Source organism: Terriglobus sp. 2YAB30_2 (assembly GCF_052114765.1).
Lineage (GTDB): Bacteria > Acidobacteriota > Terriglobia > Terriglobales > Acidobacteriaceae > Terriglobus.
The window spans coordinates 91,094-109,662 of the sequence record NZ_JBFRFJ010000008.1 but is presented as its reverse complement, the minus strand read 5'-3'; the positions used below and the strand labels follow the sequence as shown (position 1 = coordinate 109,662).

Genomic DNA, 18,569 nt, shown 5'->3' with positions numbered 1-18,569 from the left:
AAAGTTCGTCGGGGGCCCCGAGGGTGGTCTCCCGGCAGAAAAAGCGCTGAAAGCGCGTTCTATACCAGCCTGGGGCAACGCCCCAGGCTGCCCCATAGAAAAAGTAAGGGCTGAAGGCCCGCTCTATAACTCCACAGTGGTCGCTTGTCGATACGCCCTAGGTCAAGCTCGGTTGGAGACTTAGCCGCTCGCTGATATACGCCACAAAAAGGATAGGGCCTTATGGGCCCTATCCTTTTCGAAACCGATAAATCGTTGGCTTGCTAAGCGCGCACAGCCTTCCACTCCGCCATACCGTACTCACCCAGAGCCACCGTTCCCGAAGCAGTATTTCCCTGCACCGTTCCGGTAAAGTCCCAGATCACTTCATGACCGCTCACCGGCATACGAGCATGCAGCTTCAGATCGTTGCCATGAATGCTGCCCGTCACATCGGCCTGATAAATAGCGCCAACCTGCTTACCCTTAAGATCGCTGCCACTCTGCTGCAGATCGAAGGTCTGCTCCGCGGTTCCGCGGGTGTACTTCAGCGAAACAGCCCACTTACCGTCAACCTGCGCAGCGCCGGTCGGGATGACCGGATTCTCATAATGACCAGGCTTGGTCATCGCCTCATGGATAGCATCAGCGATGATCGGAATCTCCCAGGCTTCAAGCATGTACGGCATGATGGTGAACGAGCTCTCCATCTTGTCCGGGCGAACGCCGGTGCCGCCGTCTAGCATGATGCGCGGCGTGCCTTCGTCGAGACGCTTGAACAGCTCGGTGCCCGTAATCTTCACCTGGTTCGCATCCCAGTGAACCCGAAGGCGGGGCGAACGGTTGGAAAGGTCTTCCGGATCAAGATATTCAACGCGAACCGACGGCAGTCCCTTGATCTTGTCCGCGATCTGATCGAGCCAGCTCTTCCACGCTTTCTGCTCGGCATCGTGGTCACGCTTATACCACTGGCGCACCGCGGCCAGCAGTCCCATGATCTCTTCCTTACCGACCTTGTAAGCACGTCCGTAGTTATGGTGTGGCGAAGCCTGGAACCACGCTGCCTTAATCAGATCAGCCTGGCCGATCATCATGCCGGCAGCCTGCGGCCCGCGCATGCACTTGCCGCCGGAGTAGCCGACCAGCGTCGCGCCGTGCTGCAGGTGGATATTCGGAACCAGCGGCTCTTCCGCCGCAGCATCGACAAAGACGGGAACGTTCTTCGCCTTTGCCATCGCGCAGATCGAAGGAATCGAGAGAGGCCCCTTCTCCGCCGCCGGGCCCGAGAGGATGTAGATCATCGCCACCTGGTCGGTGAGCTTTGCCTGCAGCTCCTCGGCCGAGTCCACTTCCACAATCTCTGCACCGGTCATGCGGACGCCGAAATCGTATGGATTGCGGGAGTGCTTGGGGATAATGACCTGGCTCTTCTTGCGCTTGTACGGGAAGGTCTGCGAGAGCTCCGGGTCGGTGCCGCAGAAGCAAGCGACCGTTGCCAGCGCAATCGCCGCTTCACAGCCGGTCGTCACCACCGCATGCTCCGCGCCGACAAGCTTCGCGATCTCGGCGCCAACCTTCGGCATCAGTTCATCCAGATGCACGTAGTAGTGCGAGGCCTCAAACATGGCCTGCTTCACTTCAGGCAGCGAGCGCGAGCCGGTGATGATGGTAAACGTGCCATGCGCGTTGATGATGGGGCGCACACCCAGTTTGGTGAAAACGTTGTCCTGCAGCGTTCCGGGCTGGAAGGTGACAGCATGAGAAGGAGCGGAGTGCGCTGCCTGGGCCTCGGCACTTCCAGCGGCAACCAGCGGCGATACCGCGGCAAGGGCTGACAGAGCTCCGGTCTGCTTGAGTAGATCGCGTCGCGTAGGACGCAGTTTCGGCAGCGCACACATAAGATTTTTCCTCTCCTGATGGTTCGTTCGATTTGGTTAGATATAGGCGATGAGGTCAATCTCGACCAGCGAATTGCCAGGGATGCCGCCGGCCGGAGCAATGGTCGTGCGTACCGGAGGAATCTTCCCCCAGCGGCCCTTGTACACCGTGTTCATGCGCTCCCAGTCCTTGATGTCGTTCAGGTAGACGTTCACCTTCAGCACCTTCTCCATGGAAGAGCCTGCGCTTGCGAGGTTCTTCTCGAGCTCGTCAAGAACGTGCTTGGTGTGCTCTTCAATCGTTCCCTGGAAGTGAGCGCCAACACCGGCAAGAAAGACCAGGTTGCCGTAGGAGACGACACTGCTGAACAGCGGAGCCTCTCCGTTCTTCGGCGGCTGGCCATACGACTTCTTCTGCTGAGCTTCAGGGGCCGCAGCATGCGCGCTCTCAGTCAGAACAGCGGCTCCGCCAATCGCTCCGGCGGCTGCGGCTGCATTCTTCAACAGGTTTCTGCGGCTGGTCTTTGTCGACATAACTGTTTTTCTCCTTGGGGATAAACTCAGGCTTTCGCGGATTTCAGGACCTGCTTCAGGCTGCTGGCCACAACCTCGGCCTCGCCCGGCTGCAGCATCCATACGCCGATGACAATCGTATTCTCATCCGCACCTTCAATGCGTCCACGCACACCGGTCGCCGGGCTTAGTTCGATCGACGGCTTTTGCGAACGCAGCTTCGCTGCTACCTCGAGCGGCTTGATACCGACCGTCGCAGGATCGTACTTGATCAGCAGATGCGGCACATGGTTGGCGACCGGCGGTACATTCACCACGGTGGTCACCGTGGGAATTCCTTTGATGGCCGCCTCGATGGTGCGGATACGGCGCATGCTCTCGGCTTGAATCGCCTCGTCATTCTGCTCCAGGATCCAGTCCACAGCCGCAACCATGCCGACCATCTGTTCCTTGGCAACCTTCATGCCCCGGCCCACAGCGTCGCTGTTGGGGCTGTCATTCTCAAGAGCAAGATCAGTGAGATGCCTCTTGCCAAGCAGTAGGCCTGCGTTCTGCGGACCACGCAGTCCCTTGCCACCAGAGAAGCACACCAGGTCAAAGCCCATCTCCGTGTACTTCCACAGATTCGAAATCGGAGGAACATCGGCGGCGGCATCCAAATGGCACGGCACACCATGCTCATGCGCAACCTGCAGCCAGGTCTCGCGATCGATAATTCCGGGCTCCGACTCCGGTCCGGCGGAGTTGAAGTAGTTGGTCATCACCGTGCGTTCACTGAACGCGCTCTTGTACTCTTCCAGGCTTCCTACCTCGCGGATGGTCACACCGCAGATCAGCATCGCATGGTCATACTCGTAGCGATGCTTCTTCTGCACGATGACCTCGTAACCACGCTCACGCGCCTGCAGAGGAATCTCATTCGACTTCAGATTTCCTTTGGCCGCGACGCACGCAGCGGTGCCCAGCGTAAGCGCTGCTGACGCACCGGAGCTCACCACCGCGCCCTCGCATTTCAGGCGCTTAGCGATGTATTCACCCGAGGCGCGCTGAAGATCTTTCAGACGGACGGGATGATGCGCCGCCGCGGCCACAGCACGCTGTACTGGAGGCGCCATCACCGCGGCCGTCAGATAGGTATAGGTGCCGGCGGCGTTGATGATCTTCGCAACGCCAAGCTTGTCGTAGTAGTCCACCGCAGGTTCCGCCACCGTAGTAGCGGCGATGGCAGAGGGTGGAAGCAGAGAGGCGGCCACAGTAGCGCCAGCAGCGCCCAACAGGCGGCGGCGGCTTATCGAACGATCATCAGCACGGCGAGGCAAAGGAAGTCCCCTTTCCAGCACGAACAGGCATGTCACCTTCGGTGTGTAACTATTTGAAACGGCAAGTGGAAATCATGTCATCGGGCAGATGACCTAGGGAGTTTGGACGCTTGTTTAGATGCGTCCGAACTCCTTCACTGCGGCCACAATCGAGTGCAGCTTTTCGATATAGGGATACATGGCATGCTCGGTCTGATCGAGCTTCTGCGCGCGGATCAGCACCTCGACCGCCTTGTCCTTCGGAATCACCACTACCCCGTCCTGGTCAGCGGAAATGATGTCGCCTGGATTGACCTTCACGCCATCGCAGACGACCGGAACATTCATCCCACCGAAGCGGTAATGGCTGACTGAGGTCGAAGGCACTACGCCAGTGGCATAGACGGGAAAACCGATGCGCTTCAACTGCGGCAGATCGCGCACACCACCGTCAATCACCGCCCCGGAGAATCCGCGCGACCACATGGCCGTACCCATCAGGCCGCCCATGCCGGCGATATCCGCGCCGTCCTGCACCTGCATGACATAGACACTGTCCTTGCCGCCGCTGTCGATCGCCTGCAGCATGCCCTGTAACGCATTCGGATCGTTGTTCTCCTGCTTGAGGAGCTGCACCGTCAATGCCGTTCCGACGAACTTGGTCGGGAAGATCGACTGCATCTTGTGCGACATGTAGCGCTTTTCATGCAGCACCTGCTCGACCGCGTCAGAGACGGAAGCGGCCTCCACATGCCGATAGCCGTCCAGAACCAACTCAGGGCTCTTCTGCAGCTCTTCCGGAGAAACCACGGTCTCCTGCTTCATGGCCAGCAGCGCCACCGCCGCCACGATTACAAAGGCATTTCCTGCCCACAATAACGTTCTACGCATACGCATGCTGATTTACTCCTGTTCGACAACACTAAACGAAAAAATGAGGCCGCTGGGCTTGCACCAGCGGCCTCGAAGAGGGAGTTCCAACATTTAGAAGTTGATCTTGCCCACCAGTTGCAGCACACGCGGATCGGTTTGGGTGCTGGTGATGGTTCCGAAGCTCGCAGTACCAAGCTGAGGGTTGCCCGAGCTATTCGGATTGCTGGGGTTTGCGTGGTTTAACACGTTGAAGGCTTCTGCACGGAACTGGAATTGCAGACGCTCATAGACCTGGAAGTTCTTGAACATCGAGAAGTTCACAAGCTCGCGTCCAGCTCCCTTCGAATCGTTGCGGTGCAGATTGCCGTACGTGAAGGACGCCGGAGTGGCGTACGCAGTGGCATCGAGGCAGCTTGCACTGGTACCGTTCTTGACCACGAAGTCACCAGAGCAAGTGTTCGCTACACGCTTCACAAAATTCGGACGCTGAATACCGTTGGTGCCGGTGTTCGCAACGTCAGACGACAGACCAACGTTGAACGGCATGCCGGTCTGCAGGGTAACAATAGCGTTTGCCTGCCATCCGCCAAGAGCCGTACGAACCGCATAGCTGTGGCCGGCGAAGTTCGGGAACTGATACAGCACCGTGCCGACGAAGCGGTGACGGATGTCCCAGTTCGAATTGCCGTAGTCACCCTTGATGTTGTACGGGTTCATCAGATAACCGCCACCGTTCGCATCGTTGGAGGTATCCAGATTGTGAGCCCAGGTATACGACAGATTCGCCGTTAGCCCGTGATTCAGACGCTGACGGAAGATCGACGTAAGGCCGTTGTAAGTCGACCATCCGCCATTGGTGATCTGGCGGATAGCACCGAAGCCCTGGTACGGACGGCGCGAGTTGATCGTGCCTGCCCCAGGAGTCGGCGTATTCGGCTGCCACGAGTAGTCCAGGTGAATCGAACGAGAGCCAAGATACTGCAGTTCGAAGGCTGCGTCCTTCCAGAGTTCGACACCAGAATCAAGATTCCACTGGTACATACGAGGCGTCGGCAGGCTGGCGGCGTCTGTAAACGCGTTGCAGAAGGTTCCCGCAACATTGGGGTTACAGCCACCTGCACCGGCTGATCCACCGCTGGGATTTGTGAAGGTATTGGTCGAGAAGTAGGTATTCGCGGTATAGGTGGTGCTGTTCGCCAAAGGATAGTTACCGCTGGCCAGCGTAAACGCATTCAAGTGATTCGGATTGTAGTAGATACCGCCGCCACCACGCACCACAATCTTGTCGTTCGCGCGATAGGCAAAGCCAAGGCGCGGAGCCCATAGGTTGTTGTTGGCGCTGGTGAACTGGAAGCCGGGCGTCGGCGTAAAGGCCGTACCAGTGGTTGCAGTGCTGGATGGAATCAACGCGGTATAGGTGGAGTTCAGGATACGGGCATAACCATTCAGCGAGTAGGGGATGGTTGGCTGCTCGTAACGCATACCGTAGAGCAATGTCAGCTTCGGGGTGACCTGCCAGTTGTCCTGAACGAAGTAGCCGTTGCGCCAGCTACCGACCGAACCCTTCAGCTGGAACGTGGGTGTAACGATGCTCGCCGCGTAGCCTAACACCATGTCAGCTAGACCATTGCCCGAAACTGCGTTCGCGCACGGTTTCGTCGGATCTGTTGTCGCCACACACTGCGTGCTGTAACGGCCGCTGAACGTGAAGTTGCCGCGAGGATCGTTCTGCGCCGCACGGCCGATCGTCATGCGACGGATATCGGCGCCGGCCATGATGGTGTGCCTACCCTTGGTCCAGCTGATCTGGTCATAGGCATGTACGGTACGGTCATCCTGCTTCCAGTTGGAACCGGAAGAACCGAGGCCGGCATAGCCGGTCACCGTGACGGTAGGAATACCGGGGTTATTGTTATCGACGTCAGCCGTGAAGCCAGGGATTCCAAGCGCCGTACCGGCGCTCTTCTGTCCGCTCTGCGCGAATTGGTTGTTTACATCGCTGGTCAGCGTATTGAAGCCAACACGCAGATCGTTGATAAATGTCGGCGTAATGATGTGCGTGTAACCGATCACACCATTGCGGTCCATCGTCGGCGAGTAGGCTGATGAAGTGGCGACGGCGTTGCCATTGACATAGGTCAACTTCTGCCAGAGGAAGCGGCCAAACAGACGGACGTTCTGGCCGATATTGTGATCAACACGGTTGAGCGTCTGGTTCTGCTCAATGGTGAGAGGCACATAGCTATTGAAGTTGTTGGTGAGCGCCGAATTCGTAGGATTCGGATAATACTGCATCAGCTTTGCCGCAACCGCAGACACGGGAAGCTGATTGTTCGCGTAAGGCGTCGTACGGTTCGTCGGGTTATAGAGCTGAAGGCTGGGAAGCAACTCAGAAAAATCTCCCGTGCGCATCTTCAGTGTGGGAACCGTTGTAACGCTGGAGATCTGCTGATACTGACGCAGGCCTTCATATGACCCCGTGAAGAAGGTCTTATCGCGGCCGTTGTAGAGGAACGGAATCACCACAGGTCCGCTGACCACACCACCGAACTGATTGAAGCGCATGAACGGCGTACGCAATCCCTTCGCAGCAAGCCAGGGCTTTGCATTGAAGTAGTCGTTCTGGAGATAGTCATATACCGTGCCGTGAATCGAATTTGTACCGGACTTCGTATCCGAGTTGATGTGGATGCCCATATAGGCGCCATACTGCGCGGTATAGTTACCGCTCTGTACCTGAACCGCCGAGATAGCATCAGGATTCGGTGTCACAGGAGACGACGAGATCAGCGAGTTCATGATCGTGATACCGTCGAGCGTCAGCGAGTTGGCCACCTCACGCGTTCCGGCGCCGATGTAATTAGCGCCCGGAGGCACACCGGTAAACGATGTCTTCGGTCCGATGATCACGTTCGAAGCCGTCGTCGCCAGGTCCATTACGCGGCGGGTGTTCATCGGCAGGTTCTCTACCTTTGCCCGCTCCACGGTGTCACCGATCAGCGCATCGTCGGTGGAGAGTGCCGGCGTGTCGGCGGTGACCTGAACCACGCTCGCGACATCGCCGACCTTCAACGTAATGTCCGTACGGGCGGACTGGTTCAGGATGACGATCGCACCCTTGCTGACCGTCTTCGCAAAGCCCGATTGCTCTACGGTAATGTCATAGGTTCCAGGAGCGACGAACGGAATGGTGTAATAACCCTCCGCGTTGGTGGTTCCTTCATACTGGACCTGGGTGCCGGTATTGGTTGCAGTGATCTTCGCGCCGGAAACAACTCCGCCGCTCGGGTCCGTGATGGTACCAACAAGTTGAGTATTGTTAGATACCTGTGCAGACGCAAAACTTCCCACGAACAGCAAAACAACAAGCAACAACAGTGACTTCCTCACGCAGTGCCTCCTGAAAGCTAAATTTCATATCCAAAAAACCAAATCCCGAAAAATCGGCCCTTCGCTTGTTCCCGTCTCTTGCCGACAGGTTTTACTTACTTTTTAAAGATTTGTGATAACAACAATGTGCCTTTTGCTATAGCCCTGTCATCAGCCTGATGACAGGGCTATAGCTAGGACGTTTGACCTACTGCCCATAAATACTCAGTGGGCTACGGAAGGCTTCTCCGGGCGAACATGCATCGTGGTAAAGCGCTTCGCCTGCGCCGGAGTGACAACTTTTCCATTCCATGGATCGGCCGAGATGCCGTTCAGGTCATACACAACCTTGCCGTCACGAACGGTCAGTTCGCAGGCAAGTTTTTTCGTGCCCGGATAGACCGTGTTGTTCATATCGACAAAGCCGAACTTCCCAGTCTCCAAACGCAGGACCGTGATATCGGCGGGCGAGCCTTCTGTGAGATTGCCAAGCTCAGGGTGCTGAATCTCCTTGGCAGGATTCGAGGTCATCTCCTTGACGACCTCCTGCAACGAGAGGCCCAGCGTCATCATCTTGCTGGCAACATTCAACTGGTCTTTCATGCCGGCGTTCATGCTGGTGATGTGAATGTCCGTCGAGATGGAGTCCGGAATGAACCCTTCCTTCACCAACGGCACCGCAACCGTCCAGTTGAAGCTTCCGCCGCCGTGACCCACGTCGAAGTAGATGCCACGCTTGCGGCCGATCTTGAGGGCTTCGCTCGTCTTGCCGGTGGTAGCATCCTGCTCACCGCGCAAACCCGAATACATGTGGGTATAGATGTCGCCCGGACGCAGCACCTTCGAAAGCAGATCGTACAACGGCCGCTCCTTGCGGTTGGCGCCGTAGTCGATCATCACGGGAATTTTTGCGATATTGCCGGCAATCACCGCCTGCTCATACGGCTTCCATTCGGGGCCTTCAAAGTGCGCGCTCTTAATTCCGACGACCAAGCCCGGGTACTTCTGAGCCATCTTTCCGGTGGCCTCGCCATCCATATCGTCGAGGTTCTGCTCGTACTTGGCGCCGCGCATACCGCTGCCGACGATATTCAGCATGGCAAGGATGCGGGTGTGGGAACGATCAATCACGCGATCCTTGAAGTCTTCAAAGTTCCGCCAGCCAGATCCACCCGCATCCACGACGGTCGTAACGCCGACGCGGAAGGTGTAGCCGTCAGGATAGAGACTGTTGTCGCCTGCATACGAATTGCGCTCGCCGGTGCCCGCATACACGTGCGCGTGGATATCGATCAGACCGGGAGTAACGTAAAGGCCCGTGGCGTCCACGGCTTTTACCGCTTCAGAGGCAGCGATGGATTTGGCTACCTTGGCAATCTTTCCATCCAGCACCGCAACGTCCATCACTCCGTCGATACCGTTCTTCGGATCGATGACATGACCGTGCTGCACAATGAGGTCGTAGTGCTGAGCGTTTGCCGCTGTAATGCAGGACGCCAGCAGAAGCACCGATTGAATCAGAAACTTGTTCCGCAAAGCCTTTACCGCCTGTATATGGAATTCCACGATTGTTCTCTCCGTTTCATGTGATTGTCATGGGTGGTTTGCCCCGCATTAACGTAAGACATTGGACCTATTTCGTTCATTGCAAGAGGCTCGTATGCTGTTACTCCACATGGTCAGTTTTGGGAAGGTCTATAAGATTCGCTTTTTTCTTGCAGTTCTGCTGTTCGCTCTGAGCGCGATTGCCTTCCTTGACCGCACCAATATCTCGATCGCCGGACTTCAGATCAGCGAGGAGTTCGGACTCGGTTACCAGCGGCTAGGACTCATTTTCAGCGCTTTTCTGATCGGCTATGCAGGATTTCAAATCCCCGCGGGATGGCTGGCCGCCCGCTTTGGCCCGCGCCGCGTTCTGACCATCGGCACCTTATGGTGGGGCGTCGCCACCTTAATGGTGGCCGTACTGCCGACCGGCCTGCCCGGAGCTGTCTTCTTCCTGATCGCCATCCGCCTGATCCTGGGCGCCGGAGAAGCCGTGGTCTACCCGGCAGCCAACCAGTTCGTCGCCCAGTGGATCCCGGTCAGCGAGCGCGGCATCATCAATGGCCTGATCTTCGCCGGCGTAGGCGCGGGCAGCGGTCTCACGCCTCCGCTCCTGAACTGGATCATTGCCCACGACGGCTGGCGCGCCGCCTTCTATTTCAGCGCGCTGCTCGGTACAGGCATCGGCCTGGTCTGGTGGTTTGTCTCGCGTGACACGCCGAATGAGCATCCCTCTCTCTCGATGACCGAACTGCAGGAGATTGAAGTCGGCCTCTCGGCACGCCCTGACCGTTATCTTCGCAACGGCAACGGAAACGGTAGCAGCACCAGCCAGCCAATCTCCTTCTCCTGGCGCCAACTCTTCGGCCGCCGTGATCTTCCGGCATTGATGATGGGCTACTTTTGCTTCGGCTATATCTCCTGGATCTACTTCAGCTGGTTCTTCCTCTATATGGCGAAGGTACGCGGAGTCGATCTGAAGGCAAGCGCCCAGATCTCCATGCTTCCGTTCCTGTCGATGACGCTCTGCTGTCTTGCAGGCGGAGCAGCAAGCGACTGGCTCTCGGGAACCAAAGGACTCCGCATCGGGCGCTGCTACCTGGCAACCGGAGCTCTGTTCCTGACGGGCGTCTTCCTTCTGCTGGGTTCGCGGGCAAAGAGTCCCCTGGTCGCCGGCATCATCCTTGCCTTCGGCGCCGGCGCTCTCTATATCTCGCAGAGCTCGTTCTGGTCGGCCTCCAATGACATCGCCGGCCGCCGGTCGGCTGTCTTTTCCTCGATCGTGAACATGGGCGGGCAGTTAGGCGGAGCCGTCACCGCCTCCCTGACCCCGTGGATCGCCCAGCACTTCGGCTGGACAGTCTCCTTTGCCGTCGCCGCCGGTTTCGCCATGATTGGCGGCGTCTGCTGGCTCTTTGTCCACCCCGAAGTTCCCCTGCTTCTGCCGCAGGATGAAGTTCGGGTCAACGTCGCGTAAAGATTTGTTTGCGATCTGATCGAAGATATGTTGCCGTAGTAACAGGCATCATTCATGTTTCGTCGATGTACCTTTGGGTTGCTTCTGACCCTCGTTCTCCTGTCTGCCCGCGCCTTTCCACAGGCGACGCCCACAACTGCGCCGATTGGCCTTGCTGAATACCAGAAACAGGAATGGCAGGTTGAGGACGGCCTGCCTGAAAGCAATGTGCGCATGATCGCGCAGCGGGCCGATGGCACCCTGCTGCTGGCGACCTTCTCCGGCGTCTCCACCTTCGACGGCCAGACCTTCCAGCGCCTCGCGATGCCGAATGCGGCAACGATGAACATCGATGCCGTCAACGCCGTGCTCCCCGGCCTGGCAGACGACCTGTGGATCGGCACCGATGGCGCCGGCGTAATCCATCAGACGGCGACCGGCGCCGTAAACATCAGCAGCGCCGCCGGCCACGAGAATGAGCGCATCCGGACGATGGTCTTTGACCACGATGGAACCCTCTGGATCGCGACCCAGTATGGCATTCTGCGCTACCGCAATAACCAACTTGAGACGGTTCCCGACGTCGGCATTATCGGCGGCGACATTACAACGGTCTTCGCCGAAGACACGCACGGCGGCATGTACTTCGTGACCTCGTCAGGACTCTTTCACCGGACCAGCCACGGTGTAACGCGTGTCCCAGTTCCCGCCCAGTTCGGCGAGCCCACCTCCGTGTATCGCGACCGAACCTCCCATCTGTGGCTCGGCACCATGCATGCGGTTCTCGATGCGACGGAACGCGCCGGCCAGGAACCTACATTCACGCAGCGCATGCAGGTTGACACCCAGGTCACCATCCTGGTCAGCGATCGCCAACACAACCTTTGGATCGGCACCAAGAACAGCGGCCTCTTTCGCTGGAATAGCGAAGGCGCATCGGGGTGGTCCACGGCAGATGGTCTGCCGGATGACACTGTCCGCACCCTCTTTGTCGATGACGAAGACAACCTCTGGATCGGCGGCCTGACCGGAGGCCTTAGCCGATGGCGGCGCGCGCCCTTCGCCATGCTGCAGGCTCCGGATTTCAAGCCGTCCTATTCTGCCGTCGCCTTTGGCGACAGCAAGGGAGACCTGTGGCTTGGCACCTGGGGACAAGGCGTATTTCGTCAGCACAACGGCGTCATTGCCCCAGTCCACATTCCCGGAATGCCCGTCAGGACGCCGATCCGAACCATTACGGAAGACAAGCACGGCCGCATCTGGGTGGGAACCTGGTTCGATGGCATCTACTCCTTCAACGGAGAGACTTGGAGCCACCACCAGCTCGGGATTGAGTCTCCCGTCAACGCTGTAAGCGTCCTGCACTCCGACCGCCTGGGAGGCTTATGGGTTGGAACCTACACCGGCCTTCACTACTTCCGCAGCGGCATTCCTGCAACGACCGGAGGCGAGACCTACCTTCCCTCAAAACTCATCACCGATCTGCTGGAAGATACCGATGGCTCCATCCTGGCGGCGACCAGTACCGGTCTGTTCCGTATCGCCGACGGTCAAGTCCAGACAATTCGCGAGATGCCCCATCCTTATGTGCTCTCGCTGTCATTGGACTCGCACGGAAACGTCTGGGCCGGCTCGCGCACCGGCGGACTCTCCCGCATCGCGGGCGACCGGGCATTCCCCCTGCCCAACGACGCCGGGCTTCCATCCATGCCCATCTACAACATGCTGGAAGACGCACACGGACATCTCTGGCTGGGCACATCGCAGGGCGTCGTCAGAATTCTCGCCTCTGACCTGAACGATCTGTCGACCGGAAAACTTCAGCGCATCTCTTCGACGCTATTCATCAAGCAGGACGGCATGCCCTCCTCCGACTGCAGCGGCCCGTCGCGTCCCTCCGCAACCCGCCTTCCCAACGGAATAATGTACTTCGCCACCAGCAAAGGCTTCGCGCGGACAACTCCGTTCGCCGAAACCGCGACCATGGCTCCGCCAACCGCCCGCATCACCGGCTGGACCTTCGGAAATGACACACGCGCCGAATCGTTGTTGACCGGCGACCGTGTCGTGATCGATCCCTCAGAGGGCGAGATCAACTTCCGCTTCGACGCCAGCCGCCTCTCCAACCCCTCGCAGACGGAGTTCCGTTATCGCCTGACAGGCTATGACTCGGGCTGGGTGACCACCCACTCCCGCTATGCACGCTATCGCCGCATCCCGGCTGGCACCTACGCCTTTGAGGTGCAGGCACGCGTCGGCGGCGATCCATGGATGACTCCCGTCGCCTCCATCAGTGTTCGCCAGCGGCCACACTTCTACGCCACCTACACCTTCTATCTGCTGGTCGGCATGCTTGTCTTCTTCCTCGGAGCACACCTGTACACGCGCCGGATCCGCCGTGTGAAAGGAAACATGGGCATCGTGCTGCAGGAACGCAACCGCATCGCGCGCGAGTGTCACGACACGCTGATGGCGGGCTTCGCCGCCATCTCATGGCAGCTCGAAACGGCTTCGCGCACTCTCGACCGGGATGCCCATGAGCTCGCCGATGCGAAGAGCGCCTGTGACATGGCGCGCAGCATGGTCTCGCACTGCCAGGCAGAGGCACGGCGCATTATCTGGGATCTGCGGGATACCGACGAGGTCACAGGAGTCCTGTCCCAGGCTCTGTCGAAGGCCATCAGCTCGCACTATAAGCAGGACGATGTGGAGACTCGCATGGCAGTCGAGGGGCGGGAGATTCTGCTGCCTCCGGCGTCGGTGCATCACCTTGTCTGCATTGGACAGGAGGCCGTCTCCAATGCGCTAAGGCACGGCCAGCCGAAGTCTATCCTTGTGCATTTACGGTATGATGAATCCGCACTAAAAATGGTGATTCACGACGATGGCGTTGGTTTTTCCCAGGATCGCACCGGGACCCGGCGCGGGCATTTCGGCCTGCTGGTGATGGAGGAGCGCGCGCGCAAAATCGGCGGACGCTTCAACGTAGAGAGCGCGCTCAATCGAGGCACTGAAGTCTCCGTCGTGTTGCCATACGACTCGCCTGACCCATCGCGGCGCTTGTCAGACACAGATGTAATCCGGTGGATCGGCCTATGAACCCCATCCGCGTCATCCTGATTGAAGACCACTTCCTCGCGAGGATGGCGCTGCACTCTGTGCTTTCAACCCATCCTCAGATCAAAGTGGTGGGCGAGGCCAGTGACGGTCAGCAGGGAATCGACCTCTACCACCAGCTCACGCCGGACGTCGTTCTGCTCGATCTGCGAATGCCACGCATGAGCGGCTTCGAGGTGCTGCAGCATATCCGTAAAGACTTCCCCACCGCCCGATGTATCGTGCTCTCCGCCTATCGCGGCAGCGAAGACATCTACCGCGCCGTGCGTGGCGGAGCCATGGGCTACCTCACCAAAGACGCCTCCGGAGAAGAGGTCACCAATGCCGTGCTCACCGTAAGCCGCGGCCTCCGCTACATCCCCAAAGAGATTCTCCATCGCCTGGCCGAGCGCATGCCTTCGGTCGACCTCACTCCACGCGAAAGCGAAGTGCTGACCTGCATCACACAAGGCTTCTCCAACCGCGAGATCGCCGAAGAGCTGGGAATCGCCGAAAAGACCGTCCGCATCCACGTCAGCTCCATCCTGGAAAAGATGGGCGCCCGCGACCGCACCCAGGCCACCATCTACGCACTACAGCGCGGTTTAGTCGACCTGCAGTAGGCTCTACGCGCTGAAGGCGCGTTCTATACCAGCCTGGGGCAACGCCCCAGGTACCAGGCCATAGTGACGAAAAAGGGCTGAAGGCGGGCTGAAGGCCCGCTCTATAACTCTTCAGCGAAACCTGCTGTACGCCAAGGCCCGGCTTCCCCAACCAAGCATTGCACCAACGCCCATAAAACACGCCCACCGTAGATCAGGGAAAATAGAACGATGAGCCTGACCGAGGATCGCGACCTGAAGCCCCTTCGCATTCCCTTTGCGAACAGCTATGCCCGGCTGCCGGAGAATTTCTACGCACGAGTTGCACCCACTCCGGTCACCACACCCAGGCTGGTAAAGCTGAACCTCCAGCTTGCCGATCTGCTGGGATTGGATGCCGAAGCCCTGGCCAGCCCGGAGGGCGTCGCTGTACTTGCAGGCAGTCGCGTAGCCGAAGGCTCAGAACCTCTCGCGATGGCCTATGCCGGCCACCAGTTCGGATACTTCGTGCGGCAGCTCGGCGATGGCCGGACAAACCTGCTCGGCGAGGTCGTGGGACGGAATGGCATCCGCTATGACATTCAGCTCAAAGGCTCGGGCCGTACTCCCTTCTCGCGCAATGGCGATGGACGCGCGGCAGTCGGACCCGTCCTGCGGGAATACATCGTCAGCGAAGCCATGGCCACGCTGGGTGTGCCGACAACGCGATCGCTCGCCGCAGTCACCACCGGCCAGGCAGTCTTTCGCGAGACCGCGCTCCCCGGAGCCGTACTGACTCGCGTTGCCGCAAGCCATCTTCGCGTCGGCACCTTTCAATACTTCTTTGCACAGGGAGATGTTGCCGCCCTCCGTAGACTTGCCGATTACGCCATCGAACGCCACTATTCGGAGGAGGCTGCCGCGCCTGAAGCGGCAACCGCGACACGCCGCTATCGCGCATTCCTCGATGGAGTCGTCACACGTCAGGCAAAGCTCGTCGCACAATGGATGCTGATCGGCTTCATTCACGGCGTGATGAATACAGACAACACCTCCATCTCCGGAGAGACCATCGACTACGGCCCCTGCGCCTTCATGGAGGCCTATCATCCGCGCACGGTCTTCAGCTCCATCGACCACCAGGGCCGCTACTCATACAGTAATCAGCCAAACGCAATGCACTGGAACCTGGCGCGTCTTGCAGAGACGATCCTTCCCCTCATGGTGGAAGAAGAGGGCGGCGATGAAGCCGGACTCGCATCGGCATATGAATCGCTGGAACAGTTCGGCAAACACTATGAAGCCGCGCTCAACACAGGCATGCGGCAGAAATTAGGACTGATGACAGAGCAGGAGAGCGACACAATCCTGATCGAGGACCTGCTCAATCGCATGATGGAACAACGCGCGGACTACACACTGACCTTCCGCCGTCTCTGCGATGCCGCCTCCAGCACGGAAGGCAATGCCGCTGTCCGTGCCCTGTTCACCAACCCGGCAGCATTCGATGAGTGGGAACCGCGCTGGCGCCAACGCCTGACGCAGGAGAATCTCTCAGCCGAAGAACGCGCTGCACAGATGCGCCGCACCAACCCTATCTACATCCCGCGTAATCACCTGGTAGAGGCGGCACTGGAAGCAGCAACCGAAAAGCAGGACTTCCAACCCTTCGAAGATCTACTACAGGTTCTGGCGAAGCCCTACGACGAACGGCCAGACCTGGAACGCTACGCCACACCAGCCCGCCCCGAAGAGTACGTCAGCAAAACCTTCTGCGGCACGTAGCATGGTGGTTCAAACCATCCGGTGGGAGCAGCGGGGTCCCCAGCCAGCTTTGCTGACTGGAGTGGTCAGCGGGCTTCAGCCCGCTGATATGACACCCTAAAACAAATGGTCTTTAGCCCTGGGCTTTTACTTGAATGGGTAGGAGAAGCCCAGGGCTAAAGACCATTTCGATAAGGCGACGGATTTATATCGCCGAAGAGTAGAAACGCGAGTGCATACCCCCCCTAGAGCAAGTCCTGCACTCGCGTTGATCAAATCGAATTCTCTTAGGAATCTACTGCTTCACAGCAATCGCCGAGATCTCAATCTTGGCATCGCCGATCAGACCCGCAACTTTCACTGTTGCACGAGCTGGCTTCGGGTTTGGCATCAGGCGCTTATAGACCTCGTTCATCTTGGGCACGTCATTGAGGTCGGTCACATACACCGTCACACTGACCAGGTCGGTCATCTTGAAACCGGCCTTCTCGACAACGCGCTGAATAGCGGCAATCGTGCGCTCTGTCTGGAACTCAATGGTGGTGCCGGTCACCTTGCCATGATCGTCCGGTCCCTGCTGACCGGCGACATACAGCGTGTTCCCTGCGATGAAGCCGTCGGAGAACGGCATCTTCGGATTGAAGTCGACCGCCTTGTTCTGGGCGTGAGCGGTGAAAGGTGCAGCCAGCAGCAAAGCCAGCGCGGCGCGCATAAGGTTCTTGGTCACGGGTTCGAATGCCTCCAAAGTGAGATGGAGGTATTCTTTCACTTCATCAAGAAGGCCGGACTAGGCAAAGAGACCTACGCGAACACGAAGTCCTGATCTCTATTGCAATGAGATCAGGACTCCATGATTGGTCTGAATTGACGTCTTCGGCGCTCTTTACTCGGCGGCCGCTACCGGCTGGGCGGCGGCCTTCTTTACTCGGCGCTCACGCACAGCTCCGGCGAGATCGCGCAGCAGGACCTGCGTTTCGGCCCAATCGATACACGCATCCGTGATGCTCTGCCCGTACACCTGCGCCTTGCCATTGACGAGCGGCTGAGTGCCGGCGACGAGATTGCTCTCGATCATCACACCCATGATGCGGCTATCGCCCGCGGCAATCTGTCCGGCAACATCGCGGCAGACGGCGCCCTGCTTGCGGTGGTCTTTGCCGCTGTTCGCATGGCTGCAATCGATCATGATGCGTGGCTTGACCCAGGCCTTTTCCATCTGCTCAGCAGTAGAAGCAACCGAGGCAGCATCGAAGTTCGTCGTCTGACGGCCACCGCGCAGGATGATGTGGCAATCCGGATTTCCGGAGGTCAGCAAAATCGCCGACTGCCCCGTATCCGAGGTTCCCAGGAACGTATGTGGATGATTCGCAGAAAGAATCGCATCGATCGCGATCTGCACATTGCCCGAGGTGCCGTTCTTGAAGCCAACCGGGCAGGAAAGTCCGGAGGCGAGCTGGCGATGCACCTGGCTCTCCGTCGTACGAGCTCCGATCGCGCCCCAAGTGACAAGATCCGCCACGTACTGCGGCGAGATCATATCCAGGAACTCCGTGCCTGCCGGTACGCCCATCTCCGCAAGATCGAGCAACAGGCGGCGCGCGATGCGAAGGCCGTCATTGATGCGGAACGACTCGTCCAGGTACGGGTCGTTGATCAGGCCCTTCCAGCCGACGGTGGTCCGCGGCTTCTCGAAGTAGAGCCGCATTACGATCATCAGCTCGTCCGAGAGCTCCGTAATCGCCTCGCGCAGCAGCCCGGCATACTCACGGGCGGCATCGGGGTCGTGAATCGAGCAAGGCCCGACCACCACGACAAGACGATCGTCGATGCCGTCGAGAACCTCGACGACCTGGCGACGCGCGTCAAAAACGGTAGCTGAGGCCCGCTCAGTGACGGGCATCTCTTCTTCCAGAAAGACCGGAGGTAGAACAACTCGGGTCGACTTAATTCTTAGATTGTTGGTCGTGTAAAGCAAAGCGCGCGCCGGAAAGGTTGGTTTCTGAGAAGAATTCCGGAAATCCCGGGGCAACTCAGGACGCACTTAAGCTTCTTATGGCGGAGGGAGAGGGATTCGAACCCCCGTTGGACTTTCGCCCAAAGCGGTTTTCAAGACCGCCTGTTTCAACCACTCACACATCCCTCCGCTTGAGGCAGGTGCGCTGAGGGTTAGCATACCAAGCCCGCCCCTCCGGGTGCGATTTTCGCCCGTTTTTCGTGC

12 protein-coding genes and 1 tRNA gene are annotated in these 18,569 nt (G+C 58.7%); 4 read left to right on the top strand and 9 right to left on the bottom strand.

The genetic code is table 11. From position 1 onward, the window contains the following. Nucleotides 1-263 precede the first annotated feature (263 nt). The 6 genes from AB4Y89_RS13515 to AB4Y89_RS13490 form a co-directional block, all read right to left on the bottom strand. Complete coding sequence (locus tag AB4Y89_RS13515) at nt 264-1,877, bottom strand: PLP-dependent transferase (RefSeq protein ID WP_442301458.1); 1,614 nt, start codon at nt 1,875-1,877, stop codon at nt 264-266. Nucleotides 1,878-1,913: 36 nt separating this feature from the next. Next, nucleotides 1,914-2,390 (bottom strand): RidA family protein, encoded by a 477-nt coding sequence (locus tag AB4Y89_RS13510; RefSeq protein ID WP_442301457.1) that lies wholly within the window; start codon nt 2,388-2,390, stop codon nt 1,914-1,916. Between the two features lie 26 nt (nt 2,391-2,416). Further along, a complete protein-coding gene (locus tag AB4Y89_RS13505; RefSeq protein WP_442301456.1) occupies nt 2,417-3,688 on the bottom strand; it encodes an aminotransferase class V-fold PLP-dependent enzyme in 1,272 nt (423 codons plus the stop codon). A 114-nt stretch (nt 3,689-3,802) separates the two neighbouring features. Next, complete coding sequence (locus tag AB4Y89_RS13500) at nt 3,803-4,564, bottom strand: RraA family protein (RefSeq protein WP_442301455.1); 762 nt, start codon at nt 4,562-4,564, stop codon at nt 3,803-3,805. An 87-nt stretch (nt 4,565-4,651) separates the two neighbouring features. Further along, entirely contained in the window at nt 4,652-7,930 is a 3,279-nt protein-coding gene (locus AB4Y89_RS13495; protein ID WP_442301454.1) for a carboxypeptidase regulatory-like domain-containing protein, read from the bottom strand. Nucleotides 7,931-8,134: 204 nt separating this feature from the next. Next, entirely contained in the window at nt 8,135-9,475 is a 1,341-nt protein-coding gene (locus AB4Y89_RS13490; RefSeq protein WP_442301453.1) for an amidohydrolase/deacetylase family metallohydrolase, read from the bottom strand. Between the two features lie 94 nt (nt 9,476-9,569). Here AB4Y89_RS13490 and AB4Y89_RS13485 point away from each other — a divergent pair, with 94 nt between their 5' ends. From AB4Y89_RS13485 to AB4Y89_RS13470, 4 genes are all read left to right on the top strand, one after another. Continuing rightward, nucleotides 9,570-10,931, top strand: a complete 1,362-nt coding sequence (locus AB4Y89_RS13485; protein ID WP_442301452.1) for an MFS transporter — start codon at nt 9,570-9,572, stop codon at nt 10,929-10,931. 54 nt (nt 10,932-10,985) lie between these two features. Continuing rightward, nucleotides 10,986-14,009: a two-component regulator propeller domain-containing protein gene (locus AB4Y89_RS13480; RefSeq protein ID WP_442301451.1), complete on the top strand. Its 3,024-nt coding sequence runs from the start codon at nt 10,986-10,988 to the stop codon at nt 14,007-14,009. Continuing rightward, nucleotides 14,006-14,629 carry a response regulator gene (locus tag AB4Y89_RS13475; protein ID WP_442301450.1) on the top strand — a complete coding sequence of 208 codons (624 nt, stop codon included), beginning with the start codon at nt 14,006-14,008 and terminating at the stop codon, nt 14,627-14,629. Before AB4Y89_RS13480 ends, AB4Y89_RS13475 begins: the two co-directional genes overlap by 4 nt. Nucleotides 14,630-14,839: 210 nt before the next feature. After that, on the top strand, nt 14,840-16,372 hold the full coding sequence (locus AB4Y89_RS13470; protein WP_442301449.1) for a protein adenylyltransferase SelO: 1,533 nt from the start codon (nt 14,840-14,842) through the stop codon (nt 16,370-16,372). A gap of 274 nt (nt 16,373-16,646) precedes the next feature. On the opposite strand, the gene AB4Y89_RS13465 is transcribed toward AB4Y89_RS13470, so the two are convergent. The 3 genes from AB4Y89_RS13465 to AB4Y89_RS13455 all read right to left on the bottom strand — a co-directional run bounded on the left by AB4Y89_RS13465 (nt 16,647) and on the right by AB4Y89_RS13455 (nt 18,494). Continuing rightward, entirely contained in the window at nt 16,647-17,078 is a 432-nt protein-coding gene (locus AB4Y89_RS13465; protein ID WP_442301448.1) for a RidA family protein, read from the bottom strand. 156 nt (nt 17,079-17,234) lie between these two features. Next, complete coding sequence (locus AB4Y89_RS13460; protein ID WP_442301447.1) at nt 17,235-18,326, bottom strand: 3-deoxy-7-phosphoheptulonate synthase; 1,092 nt, start codon at nt 18,324-18,326, stop codon at nt 17,235-17,237. 78 nt (nt 18,327-18,404) lie between these two features. Further along, nucleotides 18,405-18,494, bottom strand: a tRNA-Ser gene (locus AB4Y89_RS13455). Nucleotides 18,495-18,569 lie beyond the last annotated feature (75 nt).

Bases quoted from the DNA above. Each gene is read 5' to 3' on its own strand.
- AB4Y89_RS13470 (WP_442301449.1), top strand. From the start codon at position 14,840: ATGAGCCTGACCGAGGATCGCGACCTGAAGCCCCTTCGCATTCCCTTT.
- AB4Y89_RS13500 (WP_442301455.1), bottom strand. From the start codon at position 4,564: ATGCGTATGCGTAGAACGTTATTGTGGGCAGGAAATGCCTTTGTAATC.
- AB4Y89_RS13485 (WP_442301452.1), top strand. From the start codon at position 9,570: ATGCTGTTACTCCACATGGTCAGTTTTGGGAAGGTCTATAAGATTCGC.
- AB4Y89_RS13480 (WP_442301451.1), top strand. From the start codon at position 10,986: ATGTTTCGTCGATGTACCTTTGGGTTGCTTCTGACCCTCGTTCTCCTG.
- AB4Y89_RS13475 (WP_442301450.1), top strand. From the start codon at position 14,006: ATGAACCCCATCCGCGTCATCCTGATTGAAGACCACTTCCTCGCGAGG.
- AB4Y89_RS13510 (WP_442301457.1), bottom strand. From the start codon at position 2,390: ATGTCGACAAAGACCAGCCGCAGAAACCTGTTGAAGAATGCAGCCGCA.
- AB4Y89_RS13515 (WP_442301458.1), bottom strand. From the start codon at position 1,877: ATGTGTGCGCTGCCGAAACTGCGTCCTACGCGACGCGATCTACTCAAG.